Genomic DNA, 20,460 nt, shown 5'->3' on the forward strand with positions numbered 1-20,460 from the left:
TCCTCCCGCCCTGCGAGCGGCTCCCGGCGGCCTGCGGGCAGCCCCTCCGGGCGGCCACCACCCTAGACCATCCGCCGCGGCGAGCCGCCGCCCGGCGCCGTCTCCACGGTGAGAGCGCGTGCTAAAGTCGTCCGGTTCTCGCACCGGCGAGGAGCGGACCGGAAGGCTGGAGCACCATGAGCAGACGATTCCTCGTCGCGGGGGGTGCCGGATTCCTCGGGTCGAACCTCACCGCCGAGATCCTGCGCCGCGGCCACTCGGTCGTCGTGCTCGACAACCTGCTCACCGGGACCGGCCGGAACGTCGACCCGTTCCGATCGCACCCCGCCTTCACCTTCGTCGAGGACGACGCGGTGAACGCGGCGGCGATCCCCGGGTCCTTCGACGTCGTGCTGCACTTCGCCTCGCCGGCGTCGCCTCCGCGCTACCTCGCGCACCCGATCGAGACGCTGCACGCGGGCTCCTCGGTGACGGAGGCGCTGCTCGAGGTGGCCAAGCGCGACGGCGCGCGCTTCGTCCTCTCCTCCACGTCCGAGGTCTACGGAGATCCGCACGTGCACCCGCAGCACGAGGAGTACTGGGGCAACGTGAACCCGCACGGTCCGCGCAGCGTCTACGACGAGGCGAAGCGGTACGCGGAGGCGATCACCTTCGCCTACCGTCGCCACTTCGGCGTCGACACCGGCGTGATCCGGATCTTCAACACCTACGGGCCGCACATGGACATCGACGACGGCCGCGCGGTGCCGGCGTTCGTGAAGGCCGCGATGGCCGGGTCCTCGATCCCGATGCACGGCGACGGCACGCAGACCCGCTCCCTCCTCTACGTCGACGACCTCGTCGCCGGCGTCCTGCTGATGGCCGACTCCGCCGACCCCGGGCCGATCAACATCGGATCGGTCGACGAGCTCGAGCTGGGCGAGATCGCCCTGCGCATCGTCGCCCTCGTCGGCAGCGACTCCCGCATCTCCTACGGACCCCGTCCGATCGACGACCCCGAGCGGCGCAAGCCCGACATCAGCAAGGCCCGCGAGATCCTCGGCTGGCAGCCGAGCATCCCGGTCGAGGACGGACTCGCGCGGACCATCGAGTGGTTCGCGTCGACCGACGTCCTCGCCGCGAAGTAGAGAGAGCACCGACCCGTGAAGCTGTCCATCCTGATGCCCGTCTACAACGAGCAGGCGACCCTCCAGAAGGCCGTCGACCGCGTCCTCGCGATCCGGTTCCAGGAGGGGGTCGAGATCGAGTTCGTGATCGTGAACGACGGCAGCGTCGATCGCACGAAGGAGATCCTCGACGCGCTCGAGGACCCGCGGATCCGCGTGTTCCACCAGCGCGTCAACCAGGGCAAGGGCGCGGCGATCAGCCGTGCGGTCCAGGAGGCGACCGGTGACTACGTCATCATCTGCGACGCCGACGAGGAGTACCGCCCGAGCGAGATCCCGACGCTGCTGCAGCCGGTGCTCGACGGCGAGGCGCAGCTCGTCTACGGCAGCCGCACCTTCGGCTCGCACACGTCGTTCTCGTACTGGTACGTCATCGGGAACAAGGGCGTGAACCTCGTCACGAACATCCTCTTCAACGCCTACGTCTCGGACGTCGAGACCTGCTTCAAGCTCATGCCGCTGGAGCTCTACCGCTCGCTCGGCATCAAGGAGAAGGGCTTCGGCATGGAGGCGGAGGTGACCGCGAAGCTGCTGGCCCGGGGACACCGCCCCTACGAGGTGCCGATCAGCTACAAGGCGCGCACGCGCGAGGAGGGCAAGAAGATCACCGTCAAGGACGGCTTCGAGGCGCTCTGGATCCTCGCCAGGATCCGTCTGCGCGAGGGTTCGCGCACCCGCCCGCCTCAGAGTTCCGCCGCCTGACGTGGGAGGAGCCGAGGAACGCGGAGCTGCTCGTCCGGGGCGCCTGAGGGCGGCCTACCGGAGCCTGATCGCCTACGCCCTGAAGTTCGGCGTGGTCGGGTTCCTCGGGCTGATCGTCGACGTCGCGGTCTTCAACCTGCTGCGCCTCAGCGGCGACCACCTCCTCTCGGGTCCGCTCGGAGCGAAGGTCGTCGCGGTGGCCGCTGCGACCGTCGTCACCTGGGTCGGGAACCGGTACTGGACGTTCCGGGAGCACCGTCGGGCGAACTACGTCCGCGAGCTCGCCGAGTTCAGCACCGTCGCCGTGGCGGGCATGGCGGTCAACCTCCTGCCCCTCTACATCTCCCACTACGTCCTCGGCTTCGACAACCTCGTCGCGGACAACATCTCGGCGAACGTGATCGGCCTCGCACTCGCGACCGGATTCCGCTTCGTCCTCTACCGGTACTGGGTCTTCGGGCACCACCGCTCGGGCGGAGTCGTCGAGTCGCGCGAAGCCGAGATCGCGGCCGCGGCGCTCTTCGAGGACGACGCGTCGGCCGTGAACGACACCGCTCCGATCCGCCGACCGATCTGAGCCCGGCGGCGCGCTCCCCGAGCCCGTGCGCGGCTCCGAGTACACTGTCGGGGTGACAGACGTGAGCGGTGACCCGCGCCTTCGAGCGGGCGACGAGAAGTCAGAAGCAGGATCCGCGGGGGACGTCGCCGAGACGGTCGCCGCACCGCGCAGCCCGCGGGTCGAGACCCTCGAGGAGCTGCGCGCCGAGCGCGACGCCCTCCTGAACGATCCCCTCGACGCGTGGCTGAAGCACATGCACGTCGGTGGAGTCGTGGCGTCCGCCCCGTTCGAGCAGACCCTGTCGTGGCGCGTCACCAAGCCCCTGCGGGCGGTCCGCCTCTTCCAGATCCGCGCGTCGCAGCTCGGACTCCGCGGTGCGGTCGGGCACTCCGTCCGGTACGCGCAGCGCCGCTTCGGGCGTCGCGGATGAGCGCCGAGGACCTCGACGCGCCTCTGCGCCGCGCACTCCTCCTCGAGCGCCTCGAGCAGCTCGCGCCCTTCCTCCTGGAGACCGACGAGATCGAGGCCCTCGCGGGCCGAGGTCCCGGTCCGATGCTGGACGCGATCGCCCGACGCACGAAGGAGCGCGCGTCCGACGACCTGACCTGGCTGGCGCTCACCTCCTTCCTCGCGGTCTTCCCGGTCGAGCACTTCTTCCTCTGGTTCCGCCGTTCGCTCGAGCTCTGCGAGCCGCACGAGGCCCTCCGGGTCTTCCTGTCGGCCGGCGCCCGGGCCTCCACCGGCTACGCCGACCTCGGCTCGCGCCTCGAGATCGTCACCGACGCGGTGATCGCCGACGTCGACTTCTGCGCCCGTCACGCTCACCAGACCGGGATCCAGCGGGTCGTGCGCAACACGATGCGCCGGTGGCACGGCCACCACGACGTCACTCCGATCGCCTGGGTCAACGGCTCGATGGCCATGCGGCGACTCAGCGACATCGAGCTCTCGCGGGTCATCGACTACGAGAACATCCGCTCCGAGCCGTGGCGCGACGGCGACCCCGAGGTCGTCCGCTTCGTCGTGCCGTTCCGGTCGACGGTCCTGATCCCCGAGGTGCCCGGGCTGAACCTGTGCGCACCGTACGCCTCGCTCGCCGCCTACTCGGGCAACCGGGTGGGGCTCATCGGCTACGACGCGATCCCGGTGGTCAGCGCCGACACGGTGCCCGGCATCGAGACGGCGCGCTTCGTCAACTACCTGTCGGTGGTGAAGCACGCGAGCAGCGTCGCCGGCATCAGCGAGTCCGCCTCGGACGAGTTCCGCGGGTTCGTCGACGCCCTCCCGGCACAGGGGCTCACCGGTCCGCAGGTCGACACCGTCGCCCTGCCCGTCGATCGTCCCAACCTGGTCGACGCCTCGCTGGCGCCCTCGACCGTCGGTCCGCTCGTGCTCGCCGTGGGCAGCACGGAGCCGCGCAAGAACCACCTCGCCGTCCTGCACGCGGCCGAGCGCCTCTGGCGGGAGGGACTGGTGTTCACGCTCCGCTTCATCGGCAACGGGAACGACTGGTCGACCCGGGTCTTCGACGTGCGGATCCGCGAGGCCCAGCAGGCCGGCCGCAGCGTCGAGCTCTGGCGCGGTGCGAGCGACGAGAAGCTCGTGTCCTCGTACGAGAACGCCCGGTTCCTCGTCTTCCCGTCGACCCACGAGGGCTACGGCCTGCCGGTCGCGGAGGCGCTCGCCCTCGGTGTCCCCGCTCTCACCTCGAGCATCGGCTCGCTGGCCGAGATCGCCGCCGACGGAGGCTGCGTGACGGTCGATCCCGGTGACGACGATGCGATCCACGCGGCCATGCGCGAGCTGCTGCAGTCGGACGAGAAGATCGCGCAGCTGCGTGCGGAGGCCCTCGCGCGGCCCCGCCGCACCTGGGACGACTACGCCGAGGAGCTGTGGGGCGTCCTGGTGGGCGCCGACGAGGAGAAGGCGGTCAGCCGTGCGTAAGTCCGTGGCGGTCGACCGCCTGAGCGTGCTCCTCGAGACTCTCGCGCCCGAGCTCGCCCCCGAGGCCGAGCTCGACGGTCTGGTCCGTCAGCTCGCCGGCGTCCTCGAGGCGCCGTCCACCGAGGAGATCTGGCTGACCCTCTCCGTCGTCACCGGCTCCCTGCCCGTCCGGGACGAGGTCATCGACGCCGTGCGGCTGGTGCGGCTCGACGGCGCGCGGGCTCTGCTGCGCTCGCTGCTGCGCGAGCGGGCCAACGGTTTCATCCTCAACCGACTGCAGATGCCGCGTGTGCGCGTCGTGACCGCGGCGGTCGTCGTCGACGTCCACCACACCGCCCGGACCGGTCTCGCGACCGGCATCCAGCGCGTGGTCCGCAAGTCCATCGCCGAGTGGTCGAAGGAGCACCAGATGGTGCTCGTCGGCTGGGACGGCGCCGACCGCACCCTCCGCGAGCTCGACCCGCCGCTGCGGCGCAACGCGCTCTACGGCACCGTTCCCGACGCGAAGGCCGACCCCAGCAGCGACATCCTGGTGCCCTGGCGCTCGCGCTACGTGCTGCCGGAGCTGGCGACCGAGGACGAGCGCACGTCCCGCATCGCCGCACTCGCCGAGTTCAGCGGCAACCGCACGTCGACGATCGGCTTCGACTGCGTCCCGCTGACGACCGCCGAGACGGCCCACATCGGGATGAGCGCCGCGTTCTCGCGGACGCTCGTCGCGGTGAGCCACATGGACCGCGTCGCGACGATCTCGGAGGCGGCCGCCGTCGAGTACCGCGGCTGGCGCGAGATGCTGGCCGGAGTCGGCCGGAAGGGGCCCGACATCCAGCGGATCCTCCTCCCGTCCGAGGCGGGCAGCGTCGACGACGCCTCCCTCGCCCGGGCCTCGGCGGAGCTGGTCACCGGGGACCTCCCGCTGGTGGTCTGCGTCGGCAGCCACGAGCCGCGCAAGAACCACCTCGCGGTGCTGCACGCGGCCGAGCTGCTGTGGCGGGAGGGCCACGAGTTCAGCCTGGTCTTCATCGGCGGCAACGCGTGGAACAGCGAGGGCTTCGACGCCCAGCTGGAGCGGCTCCGGATCGAGGGGCGCGAGGTCGCCTCGTTCTCGGCGATCACCGACGAGCTCCTGTGGAGCGCCTACCGGCTCGCCCGCTTCACGGTCTTCCCGTCGCTCAACGAGGGGTTCGGCCTGCCGGTCGCCGAGTCGCTGGCGGTCGGCACCCCGGTGCTCACCGCCCGGTACGGGAGCATGGCCGAGATCGCCTCGCAGGGCGGCGCCGTCACGGTCGACTCCCGGGACGACCACGACATCGCCCGGGGCATGCGCGAGCTCCTGACCGACGACGCGCTGCTCGAACGCCTGCGCGGGGAGGCGTCGCGTCGCGACAACTCCTCGTGGGCGGAGTACGCCGCCGAGCTGTGGGAGTTCGTCGCCACGGACGCCCGCTGAGCGCCCCGGCGGGCGGTCCTCCGACCGCCCGCTAACGCGATCGCTCGAGCTGCTCCGCGGCCGTCACCAGGGCCTCCGCGGCGTCGGTCCACGGACGGATCGCGCCGGGATCCACTCGCCGCGATCGGCGCATCACGTCCTCCAGGGCGCGGACCAGTGCGTCCCGGTCGCCGGGGCCGACGAACACGGCGGCGTCCTCGTGGCCCGCGAGCGCGTCGTGGATGCCGGGGATGTCCGATGCGATCACCGGAGTGCCGGACGCGACGGCCTCCAGCGCGGGCAGCCCGAAGCCCTCGTGGTGCGAGACGAGCGCCAGCGCATCCGCACCGGAGATCAGGGCGGGGAGCATCTCGTCCGAGACCGGCTGCGCGACGACGCGGACGTCGGCACCGGCCCGGGTCGCGCTCTCGACCGCCTCGACGATCTCGTCGTCGTCCCATCCGGTCGCACCGACGAGCAGCAGCGAGTGGCCCTCGGGCCGCTCCGCTGCGGCGTAGGAGCGGATCAGGTGCGGCAGGTTCTTGCGCGGCTCGCGGGCGCCGACGAAGAGCACGTACCGCTCGACGCCGAGCGCTCCGGCGACCGCGGCCGTCTCCTCCCGCGAGCGCGGCCGGAAGACGGCGGAGTCGACGGTCGTGGGGAGGACCCGGAGGCGCTCGGCGCCGACCCCGAGGAGCTGCTCGATCTCGCGGGCGGCCGAGGGCGTCCCGGTCGCGACGAGGCTCGTGCGACGGAGCCAGCCGGCGACGTGGGCGGTGAGGAACCGCCTCCGCTCCTCGGGCACCAGTGCCGGCTCCGCGGCGAAGCAGACGTCGTGGAGGAACGTGATCGAGGGGCTCAGCGTCCGCCAGTTGCGGAAGTTGGGGAAGAAGTACACGCCGCCTCCGATCAGGAGGTCGATCGGGACGGGCGTCCGGGTCAGCAGTCCGAACAGGCGGCGGGGGAGCGGGACTCCGACGACGCGGACGCCGGCCGGGACCGCACGTCGCACCGCCGCCCGCTCGGACAGCGGAGCGAACAGGCTCAGCTGGATCCGGTCCGCGAAGCGCTCGTCGGTGAGCGCGCGGACCGTCTCGAGGAGGACGTGCCCGACGCCCGTCATCGCCGTCGCGGCGAGCGGAGTGGCATCGACGCGGAGGCGGACGGGACGGCTCACGCCCGCGTGACTCCGCCGACCGTCGCGGTGGCGGCGACGCTCACGAGGCCGACCCGCTTGTCGCTGCGCTCGACCGTGAACCGCGCGCCGACCGGCACGCGGGTGAACTCGCCGTTGCCGAGGGTGGACGCGGAGGCGTGCACGGCGTAGGTGCCGCCGCCGAAGCGGATGTCGGGCAGGTCGAAGACGATCGTCGTCTGCTCGGTCAGCGGCGGGTGCTCGAAGCCCAGGCGCATCGTGTTGGTGCCGAAGACGATCTGCCCCATGGGGGTGTCCACGCCCATCCCGACGAACCAGTTCTCGAGGGGGGTGCTGCTCAGGGGTCGCAGCGTCACCGAGACGCGGAGGTCGTCGCCGGGGCGCAGGGTGCGGTTGCCCTCCTCGAGGGTGCCGCCGTCGAGTTCGATGCTCACGATCTCGGCGGGCTGGATCTGCTCGGGCTCCTCGCCCGTCTCCTCCGCCTCGACGATGGCCTCGGCGGTCTCGCGCTCCACGCGCTCCTGGCGCGAGGATTCGAAGCCGTTGCGCAGCACCTCGAGACCGCGGGCGGTCTCGCCGTCGTAGATCACGTTCCCGTGCTCGAGCACGACGGTCCGGTCGCACAGCTCGCCGACCTGCTCGAGGGAGTGCGTGACGAGGACGATGGTCTTGCCGGCGCGCTGGAAGGCGCGGATGCGATCCATGCACTTGCGCTGGAACGGCTCGTCGCCGACGGCCAGGACCTCGTCGACCAGGAGGAGATCGGGATCGGTGTGGATCGCGATCGCGAAGGCGAGCCGCACGTACATGCCCGAGGAGTAGAACTTCACCTGGGTGTCGATGAAGTCGGCGATCTCGGAGAAGTCGACGATGGAGTCGAACTTGTCCTCGAGCTCCTTGCGGGACAGCCCCAGGATCGCCCCGTTGAGGAACACGTTCTCTCGACCCGTGAGGTCGGGGTGGAAGCCCGCTCCGAGCTCGAGCAGGGCGGCCAGGCGGCCGCGGCGCTCGACCGTGCCGGTGGTCGGCTGGATGATGCCGCCGATGAGCTTCAGCAGCGTGCTCTTGCCGGACCCGTTGGCGCCGATCAGACCGACCGTCGAGCCCAGCGGGATCTCGAGGTCGATGTCCTTCAGCGCCCAGAAGTCGTCGCGGTGCTGGCGGCCGCGCCCGAAGTTGACGATCCGCTCCTTGATGCTCTTGTCCTTGCGGATGACGAAGCGCTTGGACGCGTTCTGCACGCGGATGATGGTGGGCATCGTCGCGGAGTCGGGGACGGACACCTCTGATTCGAGTGTCATGGGATCAGATCTCCTGAGCGAAGTTGCCCTCGAGGCGGCGGAAGATGCGGTGGGCGATCCACACCAGCACGACCCCGACGAGGAAGATGAGCAGGAGGCGGAGCTCCAAGTGACCGGGCCACGGCTGCGGCCCGACGATGATCGGCGCGTCCTCCGTGCCGAGGTTCACCGTCTGTGATCCGGCCGACCAGATGGCGCGCTGGAACGCCAGCACGGCGTTCGTCATCGGGTTCAGCAGGTAGAGCTGGGCGACCCAGCCGGGGACGGACTCGACCACGAAGGCCCAGGCGTAGACGATCGGCGAGAGCCAGAAGAAGATCTGGATGCCGACCTCGACGAGGAACTGCACGTCGCGGAGGTAGACGTTGAGCGCCGACAGCGCGAGGGCCAGTGCGAGGCCGTAGATCAGCACGACCGCGATGGCCGCCGGGATGTAGAGGAGGTTCCAGTTGACGTCGATCCCGCCGAGGAGGATCGCCCCGACGATGAGGACCAGGAACTGGACGGCGAAGTTGAACAGGGCGGAGCCGATCGTGGCGACCGGGAAGATCTCGCGCGGCAGGTAGACCTTCTTGATCAGCCCGCCGTTGCTGAGGATCGAGACCGTTCCGCTGCTGACGATCTCGGCGAAGAGCCCCCAGATCGTGAGGCCCGAGAACACGAAGATGGCGAACTCCGGCACGTTGCGCGCCGCCGAGAGGAACTGGCCGATCGCGATGTAGTAGATCGCGAGCATCACGAGCGGGCGGATCAGCGTCCAGAGGAAGCCGAGACTCGAGTCCTTGTACCGCTGCTTGAGCTCGCGGTTGACGAGCAGCCGGAGGAGCTCGCGGTGGCGGAGGATGTCGATCAGCGCCGCGACGAAGCCGCCGGCCTTCCCACCGCCCGGCTGCGTGCCGCTGCGATGGAAGGGCTCCTGGGCGATCGCGTCGACGCGGTCCGCCGCTCGCGTGATCGTCGACTTCTTGCTGCTCATCGGTCTCCCAGCCATAGCACTGCCGTCACGGCAGCTGGATCATTGTACGTTCCGTCCGCTCCACGACCCGGGAGACGGCGGGCCGGCGGCTCAGACGGCGCGTCGGGCGAGGTCGAGATCGTGCGCGACCATCCGCGCGACGATCTCCTCGAAAGCCACCGTCGGCTCCCAGCCGAGGACGGAGCGGGCGCGCGAGGCGTCGCCGCGCATCTCCGGGGCGTCCACGGGCCGGGCGAAGCGCGGATCGAGGACGACGAGGTGCTCCCAGTCGGCGATGCCGGCCGCGGCGAACGCGGCGGCGACGAACTCGCGGACGGAGTGCGAGACTCCGGTCGCGACGACGTAGTCGCCCGCCTCGTCGGCGCGGGACGCCCGCACGAGCGCGTCGACGTAGTCCGGGGCCCAGCCCCAGTCGCGACGGACGTCGAGGTTGCCGAGCGACAGCTCGCTCGCGGCCCCGACGGCGATCGCCGCGACGCCGGCGGTGATCTTCCGCGTCACGAAGGCGTCGGGGCGGCGGGGCGACTCGTGGTTGTAGAGGATCCCGGAGGAGGCGTGCAGGCCGCGTCCGCGGTACACGCCGACCAGGAGGTGGGCGAACGCCTTGGCGGCACCGTACGGCGATACCGGGCGGATCGGGGTCGACTCCGTCTGCGGGTTCTCGGTCGCGGCTCCGAAGATCTCGGACGACGACGCCTGCACGAAGCGCACCGGGCGCCCGCTCGACTCCTGGAGCGAGAGGGACGCCTCGAGCAGCGCGGCGACGGCGGTGCCGGTGACCTCGGCGGTGAGCACGGGCTCCTGCCAGGACAGCGCGACGGAGGAGAGCCCGGCGAGGTGGAAGACCGTGTCCGGCGCCGCCTCCGCGACGATGCGGCCGAGGCCGGTGGCGTCACGGAGGTCCCCCTCGAAGGGCCGGACGGCCGAAGAGAGTGCGGAGTCGTCCCCGCGCACGAGCGCGGAGACGTCCCAGCCGTCCTCGAGCAGGCGCTCGACGAGGTAGCCCCCGTCCTGGCCGCTCGCCCCGGTGACGAGAGCGGAGGGCACGACTACCTGATCAGCGCGGTCTGCTCGACCAGGTCGTTCTCGACCATCATCGCGACCAGCTCGGGGAAGGAGACCTTGGGCTCCCAGCCGAGGACGTCGCGCGCCTTCGCCGGGTCGCCGATGAGCAGATCGACCTCGGCCGGGCGCATGAACGCGGGGTTCTGCGTGACGTACGGGGTCCAGTCCTCGATGCCGACGTGGTTGAAGGCGATGTCGAGGTACTCGCGGATCTCGTGGGTCTCGCCGGTCGCGACCACGTAGTCGTCGCCCTCGGGCTGCTGCAGCATGCGCCACATCGCGTCGACGTAGTCGCCGGCGAAGCCCCAGTCGCGCTTCGCGTCGAGGTTGCCGAGCTCCAGGGTCTCCTGCAGGCCGAGCTTGATGCGGGCGACGGCGAGGCTGATCTTGCGCGTCACGAACTCGGGGCCGCGGCGGGGCGACTCGTGGTTGAAGAGGATGCCCGACGAGGCGTGCATGCCGTAGGACTCGCGGTAGTTGATGGTCATGTAGTGACCGAAGACCTTCGCGACGCCGTAGGGCGAGCGCGGCCAGAGCAGGGTCTCCTCGCGCTGCGGCACCTGCTGCACCTTGCCGAACATCTCGGAGGAGGAGGCCTGGTAGAACTTCACGCGCGACATGTCGTCGCCGGCGTAGAGGCGGGTCGCCTCGAGGATGTTGAGCACGCCCTTGCCGGTGACGTCGGAGGTCAGCGACGCGTTCTCCCACGAGTAGGCGACGAACGAGATCGCACCGAGGTTGTAGACCTCGTCGGGCTGGGCGACGGCGAGCACGCGGACGAGGCTCGAGACGTCGGTGAGGTCACCGGTGAGGAGCGTCACCTCCGGGACGACGCGGCGCACGAGCTCGTACTTCGGGTTGTTCTGCCCGCGGACCAGGCCGAAGACCTCGTAGCCCTTCGAGAGCAGCAGCTCGGCGAGGTAGAGGCCGTCCTGGCCGGTGATTCCGGTGATCAAAGCGCGGGGCACGTGGTGGTCCGTTTCGTCGTGGGTCGATGACAGCGGGCTACATACTACCCACGGGCCTCGGGGAGGTCCGGATCGGCACCGGCGGGGCGGGGCCGAGCGCGGCTATCCTGGCCGGTCGAGACACCGATTGGACGCCATGCCCGACCAGCTCCCCGTGACGCTCGCCGTCCTCACCGTCGACCCCGGCGGGATGGGGGGAGGCGAGACCTACGCCCGTGCTCTGACGCGCCTCCTCGTGCCTCGGGCTGGGGAGGAGGATCTGCGCGTGCAGGTCCTCGTGCCCGAGAACGCGCGCGGGTTCAGCGAGGGCGTCGCGGAGCTCGTCGCCGACGGCGTCGTCAGCGGCGCGGGGCACCGCCGGCGGGCGATCGGCATGCTGCAGGCGCTGCTCCGGACCGCTCGCCTGCGCCGCAGGCTCGCGCGCGACGAGACCCTGTACTTCCCCTTCACCGTGCCGCTGCCGTGGCCGTCGAGGCGCCAGGGGCACGTCCAGATGCTGTTCGACCTGCAGCACCGCGACCTGCCCGAGCTCTTCCCGCGCGTGGAGCGCATGTTCCGCCGGGTCGCCTACGAGTCGACCGCGCGTCGCGCGGACGCGGTGATCACGATCAGCGAGTTCACCAAGGGGCGGATCGTCGAGCTCCTCGGGATCCCGGCGGAGCGGATCCACGTCTCGCACCTCGGAGTGGACACCTCCCGCTTCCGTCCGAACACGGGGGAGCGGGAGGACTTCGTCTTCTTCCCGGCCCGGGCGTGGCCGCACAAGAACCACGCCCGGCTCTTCGAGGCGATGCGGCTGCTCCGCGCCGATGGCCACGACCTGCGCCTCGTGCTGACCGGAGGCGACCTGGACCGGCTGGGCGAGCTGCCCGAGTTCGTCGAGTGGCGCGGCCACGTCGCTCCGGAGGAGCTCGCGGAGCTGTACCGACGGGCGGCGGTCCTCGCCTTCCCGAGCCTCTACGAGGGCTTCGGCCTCCCTCCGATCGAGGCCATGGCGTCCGGCTGCCCGGTCGCGGCCGCCGACGCCGGGTCGCTGCCCGAGATCTGCGGCGACGCGGCGGTGTACGTCGATCCGCTCGACCCCCGCTCCATCGCCGACGGCATCGTCGAGGCGATCGCGCGTCGGGAGGAGCTCGCGCCGCTCGGCATCGCCCGAGCGGCGGAGTTCGACTGGGAGAGCTGCCGAGCCGAGCACCTCGAGGTGCTCCGCTCCGTGGCCCGCCGCCGGGTCAGTCGCGCGGGCGGAGCAGGCGGCGCCAGCTGAGGCCCTGCGCCGCGCGCATCGCGCACACCACGACGAGGAGCCAGCCCGCGTCCAGCAGGATCGAGCTCTCGGCGAGAGCGGTGACGACGAGCACGGTCAGGACCATCACGGGCCACACGTGCACGACGGCCTTGCGCTCGGAGGCGATCAGCCAGGAGCGCCAGAGCGCGAGGCCGACGAGCGCCGTGAAGAGCACGGCTCCGACGACGCCGACCTGCAGGGCGAGGTCGAACAGGGCGTTCAGGCTGGAGGAGTGCGGCCGCCCCGAGAGGAAGTCGATCGCGGTGAACGGGTACAGCTCCGTGCGCCAGTAGCCCACCCAGCCCCAGCCGATCAGCGGGGCGAGGTCGACGAAGCGTCCGACCTGCTGCCAGAGCGTGAGGCGGAACTCGAACTCGCTGCCGGCGTTGAGCAGCTCGATGATCCGCGAGCGGAAGATCCACGCGGCGAGTGCCGCGCCGACGGCGACGCTCAGCGTGACGTACTGCCGGGTGCGCCGGTGCTCGCTGTCGCCCCGGCGCACCCAGCGCAGGGCGAGCGCGACGACGGCCGCGACCACCAGCACCCCGGCGCTGACCGCCGAGCGGGTGAAGAGCAGCGTGGCGCCGGCCAGAACGAGCGACGCGATCGCCGGGCCGCGGGCGACGGAGCGGGTCATCAGCTCGACCGCGAAGGTCACGATCGCGAGCAGGCAGACCAGGCCGAGCTGATTGCGCGTGCCCACCAGTCCCTGGATCGGGCCTCCCACCTCGAGCTGCCCCTCGATGCCAAGGAAGCGCAGGGGACGATCGATGAGCACGCCCGCGACCACCTCGACGGCGATCGACGCCGCGAGCACGAAGCGCAGCACGTCCCCGACCGAGCGGATGATCTGGATGATGTCGCGCGTCACTCCGATCGCGATGGCCAGGAACGCGAGCGCGAGCTGATAGGCGACGCTCGAGACGGTCGCCCACTGGTAGCCGCTCCAGAGCACGCTCAACGCGATCCAGCCCAGGAACACCAGGATGCTCGTCGGCAGGAGCCCCTCCCAGTCGAGGGTGCCCCGGCGCAGCACGAGCATCGCCGCGGCGAGGACCGTGAGCGTGGCGATGCCGGCGATGTACCCGGGCCAGCCGATCATGCCGCGCACCGCGGGGGCGCACAGGACGACGACGAGGGTCGACTGCGCGAGGGCGGCGGCGAACCGGGGGGACGCCACCGCGTCCGAGAGGTACGGCGGGAGAGCGGAGGGCCGCCGGTCCGTCATCGCCCCGGACGCTCGCCCGCGACGGCGACGCGCTCGGCCGACAGGGCCTCCTCCGCCTCGTTCGCGGGCTGCTTCGTCAGGACGGCGAGGGCCGTGAGCAGGAGCCAGCCGCTCTCGATCAGCAGGCGGCTCTCGGCGAGGGACTGCGCGAGCAGGGCGACCACGATCAGCAGCGGGGCCAGCGAGAGCGCGGAGTAGGGCAGCGCTGCCGTGGCGCTGCGGCGGGGCCGATCGACGGCGCGGAACCAGGAGCGCCAGAGCGTCGAGACGGTGAGGGCGGCGAAGAGCACGAGCCCCACGACTCCGAGCTGGAACCAGACGTCGAGCGCGGCGTTGTGGGCCTGGAGGTAGAGGACGCCCTTGCGCTCGGCGAGCGTGTCGAACGGAGCGGCCCACGGGGCCCAGTAGCTGACCCATCCCCACCCGAGCACGGGGCGCTGGGCGGCGAGGTCCCAGACGGCGCTCCAGATGTCGAGGCGCCCGGTGGCGTCCTCGCTCTTGCCCAGGAGGGCGAGCAGCGCACCCCAGCCCGACGCGACTCCGACGACCAGCACGGCGCCGACGGCCGCGGCGGTCACGTAGACCGGTCGCCGCCCGTCCTCGCCGCGGCGGCGCGCCCAGAGCGCGAAGGCGGCGGCGAGCGCGACGGCGACGAGGCAGAGCAGCACGGTCGAGGAGCGGGTCAGCAGCAGCGTCCCGGCGAAGACGAGCGCCCAGAGCACGCCCCAGCGGCGGCCGACCGTGCGCGCGGCGAGCTCGATCAAGACGACGACGAGGCCCAGCAGCGCGGCGAAGCCGAGCAGATTGCGGTTGCCGACGATGCCCTGGATCGGCTCGCCGGTGAACAGCGCCGCCTGCGACCAGTAGAACGCGTCGGGGATCGGACCTGATGCGGGCAGGTCGATCACCAGCGGCAGCACGCTCTGCCGCACGACGACCGCCACGACGAGCTCGAACAGGAGCGAGAGGCCGACCGTGATGCGCAGTGCCCGTCCGAGGGCCGTCACGAAGGCGCCGGCGCCCAGGGTCAGACCGAGGACGACGCCTCCGAAGGTCGTCGCGAGCTGCGCGGTGACGCCGATCGCACTCGCGCCGGGGTACGCCGTCCAGAGGAGCGACAGGACGACCAGGGCGAGGAAGGCCAGGAGCGATTTGGGAGTCCGGCTCCAGAGCAGCCGCGGCCGCTCGCGCACGACGAGCACCACGGCGGCGATCAGGAGCGTTCCGACGACCAGGCCCCACCCCCACCAGCCGGCGAGGTTGCGCAGCGCCTGGCCCGAGATCAGCACCGTGAGGATCGCGACCGCGAGCGCTCGGGGAGCGGAGGGCGCGACGCGTCGGGGCATGGCGATCAGTCTAGAGAGCGGTCGCGGCGCTCCGGCTCAGACGAACGCCGCCGTGCCGGTGATCGCGCGGCCGACGATCAGGGTGTTCATCTCGCGCGTGCCCTCGTAGGAGTACAGGGCCTCCGCGTCGGCGAAGAAGCGGGCGACCCCGTAGTCGAGGACGATGCCGTTGCCGCCCATCACCTCCCGGCACCACGCCACGGTCTCGCGCATGCGCGCCGTCGTGTAGGCCTTCGCGAGGGCGGAGTGCTCGTCGCGCTGCTCGCCGGCGTCGAGCATCTCGGACACCCGGGTCGCCAGGGCGATGCTCGCGGTGATGTTGCCGATGCTCTTGACGAGGAGGTCCTGCACGAGCTGGTGGCCGACGAGGGGCTTGCCGAACTGGACGCGCTCGCGGGCGTACCGCAGGGCTGCGTCGTAGGCGCCGATGGCGACTCCGATCGCCTGCCAGGCCACTTCGGCGCGGGTGAGGCGGAGGACCTTCGCGGTGTCGCGGAAGGAGTTCGCGTTCTGCAGGCGGAGCGACTCCGGCACGCGCACCCCCTCGAGGACGATGTCGGCGTTCTGGATGGTGCGCAGGCTCTGCTTGCGGGCGATCGCCGTGGCGCGGTACCCCGGAGTCGTGGTGGGCACCAGGAAGCCCTTGACCTGCCCGTCTTCCGCGTCCTTGGCCCAGATCACGGTGACGTCGCTGAAGGTCGCGTTGCCGATCCAGCGCTTCTCCCCGTCGAGGATCCAGTCGTCGCCGTCTCGGCGCGCCGTCGTCCGCAGCCCCTGGGCCGAGTCCGAGCCGGAGTGGGGCTCGGTCAGCCCGAAGGCGCCGATGACCTCGCCGGAGGCGAGCTTGGGCAGCCATTCGGCGCGCTGCTCGTCCGATCCGGTCACGCCGACCGTGCCCATGACGAGTCCGTTCTGCACGCCCACGTAGGTGGCGATGCCCGCGTCGACCCTGCCGAGCTCGAGAGCGACCCAGCCGCGGAACACGGCCGAGTTCTCGATCGCGCGCGTCCCGGGCCACGAGAGCCCGACGGCGCCCGTCGCGTGGATCCCCGGCACGAGGTGGCGCGGGAACTCGGCGCGCTCCCAGTAGTCGTCGGCGATCGGGCGCACCTGCTCCTCGAGGAAGGCGCGGAGGCCCACCAGGAGATCTTTCTCGGCGGGGGAGAGACCGCCGGCGAAGCCGTAGAAATCGGCTGCCAGCGTCTCGAAGATCGTGTTGTCCATGTGCTCCGTCGCTCCCTGGTTCGAGCCGGACCGCCCCCACTGGTTAAGCGGCGGCGGCGCGGCTGATGCCAGCGTACGAACGCGGGTCCCTGACGGCACGAACGGTGGAGGGGAGCGCCAAGGGAGGCTCCGCTACCGGCGGTCGTCGTTGTGGATCCTGCTAGCGTCGGGGCGGAGCGGCCCCGGCAGGCCCCGGTACGCGCGCGGCTCCTTCCCTGCTCCCCGGACGGAAAGGCCCGGCCCGTGTTCATCCCGATCGGCAACACCCCCCGCGACTACGCCTGGGGGTCCCTCACCGGCATCTCGGACGCACTCGGCACCCCGGCGTCGGGCGGTCCGGAGGCGGAGCTGTGGCTCGGGGCGCACCCCGGATCGCCCTCCCGCATCCTCGACCCCGCGTCGGTCGGCGCGGACACCCTCGCGGACTGGATCGCGCGGGAGCCGGAGGCGGCGCTCGCCGGATCGCACGGCTCGACCGACCCGGTCTCCGGTGCTCCCCGCCTGCCGTTCCTGCTCAAGATCCTCGCCGCGGGCGGCCCGCTCTCGCTGCAGGCGCATCCGTCGGCCGAGACCGCGCGCCGCCGCTTCGTCGAGGAGGACGAGGCCGGGATCCCGCGCGACGCGGCGGACCGGAACTACAAGGACCCGTTCCACAAGCCCGAGCTGATCTACGCGCTCACCGAGAGCTTCGACGCGCTGTGCGGCTTCCGCGATCCCGCCCAGGCCCAGGCGCTGCTCGAGGAGCTCTCCCAGCGCGCCGCCGAGCAGCAGGCCGCCGTCATCCGCACCTTCGCCGCGACTCTCGACGGCGACGCCGAGCAGGTGCTCCGCCGCGCCGTGTCGTGGCTGCTCGGCGACGGGGACCGCCGCGAGGTGTCGGCTCTGATCGACGCCGTCGTGGGCGCCGCCGACGGGGACGACCGCCTCGAGACCCGCACCGTCGCCGACCTCGCCGAGAGCTACCCGGGAGATCCGGGCATCGTGCTGTCGCTCCTGCTGAACCGGGTGCGGCTCGCGCGCGGAGAGGTGCTCTACCTTCCCGCGGGCAACATCCACGCGTACCTCCACGGCACCGGAGTCGAGCTGATGGCGGCGTCCGACAACGTGCTGCGCGGCGGGCTGACGCCCAAGCACATCGACGTGCCCGAGCTCGTCGATGTGCTCGAGTTCTCGCCGCTGCCGGTGCCCTACCTGCCGGCTCACGAGGTCGCGCCCGGCGTCCGCATCTACCGACCGGACGTGCCGGACTTCGTGCTCGCGGTCGTGGAGCCGGTGTCGGACGACGCGGTGGAGCTGGAGCTGCACGGTCCGGCGATCGCGATCGCCACCGCGGGATCCTTCGTCCTCGAGGGTGCGGAGGGCCGGACGCGTCTCGAGCGCGGAGGCAGCGTCTTCGTCACGCCGTCCGAGGGGACGCTCTCGGTGAGCGGCCGCGGGACGCTCTTCGTGGCCACGCAGTAGCCCTCCGTCCGCAGGATCAGGACGCTTCGGCACAGGCGAACGTGCGGCGGTAGGCCGCGGGCGTCGTCTGCAGCACGCGCACGAAGTGGTGGCGCATCACGGCCGCCGTGCCGAACCCGACGCGTCCCGCGATCGTCTCGAGGGTGAGATCGGTCTCCTCGAGCAGCTGCTGCGCGCGCAGCAGGCGCTGGCGGTTGAGCCAGGCGAGCGGAGTGGTGCCGAGGTCGGCGCGGAAACGCCGCGCGAAGGTGCGCGGCGACATCAGGGCGCGGCGGGCGAGGGTCTCGACGGCGAGCTCCTGGTCGAGGTTGTCGAGCATCCACTCGGTGACCTCCGCGAACGAGTCCGCCCGGGCCTCCGGGATCGGCGTTCGGATGTACTGCGCCTGGCCTCCGTGCCGTTGCGGCGGCACGACCATCCTGCGGGCGACCACGTTGGCGGCACCGGCGCCCCACTCCTCCCGCACGATGTGCAGGCAGGCGTCGATCCCCGCGGCGGTGCCGGCGCTGGTCACGATGCGCCCCTCCTGCACGAAGAGGACGTCGGGGTCGACCCGGACCGACGGGAACCGCTCGGCGAGCTCGTCGGTGTGCATCCAGTGCGTCGTGGCGCGTCGACCGTCGAGGATCCCCGCCTGGGCGAGCACGAACGCCCCGCTGCAGACGCTGAGGATCCACGCGCCCCGGGCGTGCGCCCGCCGGAGCAGGTCGAGCACGCGCTCGTCCACCGGACCGCGGGGGAGGGCCGGGATCGCGAGGAGGTCCGCGTCCTCCGCGCCGGAGAGATCGCCCTCGACGATCATGTCGAAGCCCAGGCTCGTAGTGACCGGCCCGGGATCCGTCGTCACGATGCGCAGGTCGAACGCGGGTCCGCCCTGGGCGGTGCGGTCGATGCCGAACACCTCGCAGACGACCCCGAACTCGAACGGGGCGAGACCGGGCAGGGCGACGAGGGCGACGGAGCGGAGCACGGCGGCAGGATATCGCGGACCAATCACATCCCGCCAGATCGGCGCGGTTCGACGTCGCCGCTAAAGTAGCGACGGCGCCGAGCAGGGCCGCCGACGATCGAGGGAGTCGCACATGGCATGGCTGGTCACCGGGGGAGCCGGATACATCGGGGCGCACGTCGTGCGCGCGTTCGCCGAGCAGGGCATCGACCCGGTCGTCGTGGACGACCTGTCGTCGGGTCACGACTCGTTCGTGCCGGAGGGGGTCCCCTTCCACCGCGGCTCGATCCTCGACGAGGCGCTGCTGGACCAGGTCTTCGCGGAGCACCCGATCGAGGGCGTCGTGCACGTGGCCGGCTTCAAGTACGCGGGCGTCTCGGTGCAGAAGCCGCTGCACACCTACGAGCAGAACGTCACGGGCACCCTCCGCGTGCTCGCGGCGATGGAGCGCGCGGGCGTCTCCTCGATCGTCTTCTCCTCCAGCGCGGCGGTCTACGGCGCGGTCGACGTCGACCTCGTCACCGAGGAGACCCCGAAGAGCCCGGAGTCGCCCTACGGGGAGTCCAAGCTCATCGGCGAGTGGCTGCTCGCCGACGCGGGACGCGCGTGGGGCGTCCGGCACGCGTCGCTGCGCTACTTCAACGTCGTCGGCTCCGGCTACCCGGACGTGTACGACACGAGTCCGCACAACCTCTTCCCCCTGGTCTTCGAGGCGCTGCTGGCCGGCCGCACGCCGAAGATCTACGGCACCGACTACCCCACGCCCGACGGCACCTGCGTGCGCGACTACATCCACGTCGCGGATCTCGCCCTCGCCCACGTCGCCGCGGCACGCCGGCTGGCGGCCGGCGAGCCGATCGAGCCGGTCTACAACCTCGGCAGCGGCGACGGCGCGTCGGTCGGCGAGATCATGCGCGCCATCGCCGAGACGACCGGCATCGACTTCGAGCCCGAGACCGCCCCGCGCCGCCCGGGCGACCCGCCGCGCATCGTCGCCTCGGGCGAGCGGGCTGGCCGCGACCTCGGCTGGGGGATGCGCCACTCCCTCTCCGACATGGTCGACAGCGCCTGGCGAGCCCGGAGCGCCGCCACCGCCTGAGGAACGGCACTCCGGCGTCACGCTTGCGACACGCCGGAGTGTCGTGAACCCTCCACGGGTTGTTGAGGGTTTACAGTCTGCGACTTGACCTGCGGGAATGACACCGGTGTAATTACGTGGGCGGCGCCTCCGGGAGGAGCGGGTCGCCGATCATCGGAACCGGCGGGGTAGGAGACGGCATGGCAATTCCCGACAGCGTCTCAGGACGCGGAGTCTCGGAACCCGGCGGCACCCTCTCCGACCGCGGCGGTCGGTACGCCTCCGGGGAGCTCCGGGGAGCGGCCGGCCGCGCAGGGGTTCCCGAGGACTGGTTCGTCGACCCGGTGCGTCTCGGCGTGCCCGGGGTCCGACCCGGCCTGGACTCCGAGACCGAGGCGCCCGGCGGCGCCCTCTCGTGGCAGGCGGACTCCCTCTGCGCGCAGACCGATCCCGAGGCGTTCTTCCCCGAGAAGGGAGGCTCGACGCGTGATGCGAAGAAGATCTGCACCTCGTGCGAGGTGCGCTCGCAGTGCCTCGAGTACGCCCTCGAGAACGACGAGCGCTTCGGCATCTGGGGCGGGCTCTCCGAGCGCGAGCGCCGCAAGCTGCGCCGGCGCGCGTAG

At 71.6% G+C, this 20,460-nt stretch carries 19 protein-coding genes; 10 read left to right on the forward strand and 9 right to left on the reverse strand.

What is annotated here, in order from left to right; translation table 11 throughout:
* Positions 1-176 precede the first annotated feature (176 nt).
* From ASF46_RS05590 to ASF46_RS05615, 6 genes are read left to right on the forward strand one after another with little or no spacing between them, the layout of a single operon-like run.
* Positions 177-1,127, forward strand: coding sequence for an NAD-dependent epimerase/dehydratase family protein (locus tag ASF46_RS05590; RefSeq protein WP_056866713.1), 951 nt, complete (start codon positions 177-179; stop codon positions 1,125-1,127).
* A 15-nt stretch (positions 1,128-1,142) separates the two neighbouring features.
* A complete protein-coding gene (locus ASF46_RS05595) occupies positions 1,143-1,868 on the forward strand; it encodes a glycosyltransferase family 2 protein (RefSeq protein WP_056866714.1) in 726 nt (241 codons plus the stop codon).
* Position 1,869: 1 nt separating this feature from the next.
* Positions 1,870-2,445: a GtrA family protein gene (locus ASF46_RS05600; RefSeq protein WP_082485267.1), complete on the forward strand. Its 576-nt coding sequence runs from the start codon at positions 1,870-1,872 to the stop codon at positions 2,443-2,445.
* Positions 2,446-2,497: 52 nt separating this feature from the next.
* Positions 2,498-2,857 carry a hypothetical protein gene (locus ASF46_RS05605; RefSeq protein WP_157602243.1) on the forward strand — a complete coding sequence of 120 codons (360 nt, stop codon included), beginning with the start codon at positions 2,498-2,500 and terminating at the stop codon, positions 2,855-2,857.
* On the forward strand, positions 2,854-4,371 hold the full coding sequence (locus ASF46_RS05610) for a glycosyltransferase family 4 protein (RefSeq protein ID WP_056866716.1): 1,518 nt from the start codon (positions 2,854-2,856) through the stop codon (positions 4,369-4,371). The genes ASF46_RS05605 and ASF46_RS05610 overlap by 4 nt, the downstream gene beginning before the upstream one ends.
* Complete coding sequence (locus tag ASF46_RS05615) at positions 4,364-5,821, forward strand: glycosyltransferase (protein WP_162240163.1); 1,458 nt, start codon at positions 4,364-4,366, stop codon at positions 5,819-5,821. The genes ASF46_RS05610 and ASF46_RS05615 overlap by 8 nt, the downstream gene beginning before the upstream one ends.
* Before the next feature lie 31 nt (positions 5,822-5,852).
* Here ASF46_RS05615 and ASF46_RS05620 read toward each other — a convergent pair whose 3' ends face one another.
* From ASF46_RS05620 to ASF46_RS05640, 5 genes are all read right to left on the reverse strand, one after another.
* Entirely contained in the window at positions 5,853-6,977 is a 1,125-nt protein-coding gene (locus tag ASF46_RS05620; protein ID WP_056866718.1) for a glycosyltransferase family 4 protein, read from the reverse strand.
* A complete protein-coding gene (locus tag ASF46_RS05625; protein ID WP_235576859.1) occupies positions 6,974-8,257 on the reverse strand; it encodes an ABC transporter ATP-binding protein in 1,284 nt (427 codons plus the stop codon). Before ASF46_RS05625 ends, ASF46_RS05620 begins: the two co-directional genes overlap by 4 nt.
* Positions 8,258-8,261: 4 nt before the next feature.
* A complete protein-coding gene (locus tag ASF46_RS05630) occupies positions 8,262-9,233 on the reverse strand; it encodes an ABC transporter permease (RefSeq protein ID WP_056866719.1) in 972 nt (323 codons plus the stop codon).
* Between the two features lie 90 nt (positions 9,234-9,323).
* The gene (locus ASF46_RS05635) at positions 9,324-10,280 is read right to left on the reverse strand and encodes a GDP-mannose 4,6-dehydratase (protein ID WP_056866720.1); all 957 of its coding nucleotides are present in this window, start codon (positions 10,278-10,280) and stop codon (positions 9,324-9,326) included.
* 2 nt (positions 10,281-10,282) lie between these two features.
* On the reverse strand, positions 10,283-11,266 hold the full coding sequence (locus tag ASF46_RS05640) for a GDP-mannose 4,6-dehydratase (protein WP_055788154.1): 984 nt from the start codon (positions 11,264-11,266) through the stop codon (positions 10,283-10,285).
* Positions 11,267-11,402: 136 nt separating this feature from the next.
* Between ASF46_RS05640 and ASF46_RS05645 the strand changes: the two genes are divergently transcribed.
* Positions 11,403-12,530: a glycosyltransferase family 4 protein gene (locus ASF46_RS05645; RefSeq protein WP_056866721.1), complete on the forward strand. Its 1,128-nt coding sequence runs from the start codon at positions 11,403-11,405 to the stop codon at positions 12,528-12,530.
* Here the strand turns inward: ASF46_RS05645 and ASF46_RS05650 are convergent.
* From ASF46_RS05650 to ASF46_RS05660, 3 genes are read right to left on the reverse strand one after another with little or no spacing between them, the layout of a single operon-like run.
* On the reverse strand, positions 12,496-13,779 hold the full coding sequence (locus tag ASF46_RS05650; protein ID WP_056866722.1) for an O-antigen ligase family protein: 1,284 nt from the start codon (positions 13,777-13,779) through the stop codon (positions 12,496-12,498). The two genes, ASF46_RS05645 and ASF46_RS05650, sit on opposite strands and share 35 nt — an antisense overlap.
* On the reverse strand, positions 13,776-15,125 hold the full coding sequence (locus tag ASF46_RS05655) for an O-antigen ligase family protein (RefSeq protein ID WP_082485268.1): 1,350 nt from the start codon (positions 15,123-15,125) through the stop codon (positions 13,776-13,778). The genes ASF46_RS05650 and ASF46_RS05655 overlap by 4 nt, the downstream gene beginning before the upstream one ends.
* 36 nt (positions 15,126-15,161) lie before the next feature.
* Complete coding sequence (locus ASF46_RS05660; RefSeq protein WP_056866723.1) at positions 15,162-16,349, reverse strand: acyl-CoA dehydrogenase family protein; 1,188 nt, start codon at positions 16,347-16,349, stop codon at positions 15,162-15,164.
* A 243-nt stretch (positions 16,350-16,592) separates the two neighbouring features.
* Here ASF46_RS05660 and manA point away from each other — a divergent pair, with 243 nt between their 5' ends.
* On the forward strand, positions 16,593-17,810 hold the full coding sequence (gene manA / locus ASF46_RS05665; protein ID WP_056866724.1) for a mannose-6-phosphate isomerase, class I: 1,218 nt from the start codon (positions 16,593-16,595) through the stop codon (positions 17,808-17,810).
* 16 nt (positions 17,811-17,826) lie between these two features.
* On the opposite strand, the gene ASF46_RS05670 is transcribed toward manA, so the two are convergent.
* Complete coding sequence (locus tag ASF46_RS05670) at positions 17,827-18,780, reverse strand: GlxA family transcriptional regulator (protein ID WP_056866725.1); 954 nt, start codon at positions 18,778-18,780, stop codon at positions 17,827-17,829.
* Between the two features lie 112 nt (positions 18,781-18,892).
* Between ASF46_RS05670 and galE the strand changes: the two genes are divergently transcribed.
* Together galE and ASF46_RS19575 are read left to right on the forward strand one after the other, a co-directional pair.
* Positions 18,893-19,858: a UDP-glucose 4-epimerase GalE gene (gene galE, locus ASF46_RS05675; RefSeq protein ID WP_056866726.1), complete on the forward strand. Its 966-nt coding sequence runs from the start codon at positions 18,893-18,895 to the stop codon at positions 19,856-19,858.
* A 323-nt stretch (positions 19,859-20,181) separates the two neighbouring features.
* The gene (locus tag ASF46_RS19575; protein ID WP_274703330.1) at positions 20,182-20,460 is read left to right on the forward strand and encodes a WhiB family transcriptional regulator; all 279 of its coding nucleotides are present in this window, start codon (positions 20,182-20,184) and stop codon (positions 20,458-20,460) included.

The sequence above is a fragment of the Rathayibacter sp. Leaf296 genome (assembly GCF_001423045.1).
GTDB classification, from domain to species: Bacteria; Actinomycetota; Actinomycetes; order Actinomycetales; family Microbacteriaceae; genus Rathayibacter; species Rathayibacter caricis.

Bases quoted from the DNA above. Each gene is read 5' to 3' on its own strand.
- ASF46_RS05660 (WP_056866723.1), bottom strand. From the start codon at position 16,349: ATGGACAACACGATCTTCGAGACGCTGGCAGCCGATTTCTACGGCTTC.
- ASF46_RS05590 (WP_056866713.1), top strand. From the start codon at position 177: ATGAGCAGACGATTCCTCGTCGCGGGGGGTGCCGGATTCCTCGGGTCG.
- ASF46_RS05625 (WP_235576859.1), bottom strand. From the start codon at position 8,257: ATGACACTCGAATCAGAGGTGTCCGTCCCCGACTCCGCGACGATGCCC.
- ASF46_RS05645 (WP_056866721.1), top strand. From the start codon at position 11,403: ATGCCCGACCAGCTCCCCGTGACGCTCGCCGTCCTCACCGTCGACCCC.
- galE (WP_056866726.1), top strand. From the start codon at position 18,893: ATGGCATGGCTGGTCACCGGGGGAGCCGGATACATCGGGGCGCACGTC.
- ASF46_RS05655 (WP_082485268.1), bottom strand. From the start codon at position 15,125: ATGCCCCGACGCGTCGCGCCCTCCGCTCCCCGAGCGCTCGCGGTCGCG.
- ASF46_RS05650 (WP_056866722.1), bottom strand. From the start codon at position 13,779: ATGACGGACCGGCGGCCCTCCGCTCTCCCGCCGTACCTCTCGGACGCG.
- ASF46_RS05630 (WP_056866719.1), bottom strand. From the start codon at position 9,233: ATGAGCAGCAAGAAGTCGACGATCACGCGAGCGGCGGACCGCGTCGAC.
- ASF46_RS05610 (WP_056866716.1), top strand. From the start codon at position 2,854: ATGAGCGCCGAGGACCTCGACGCGCCTCTGCGCCGCGCACTCCTCCTC.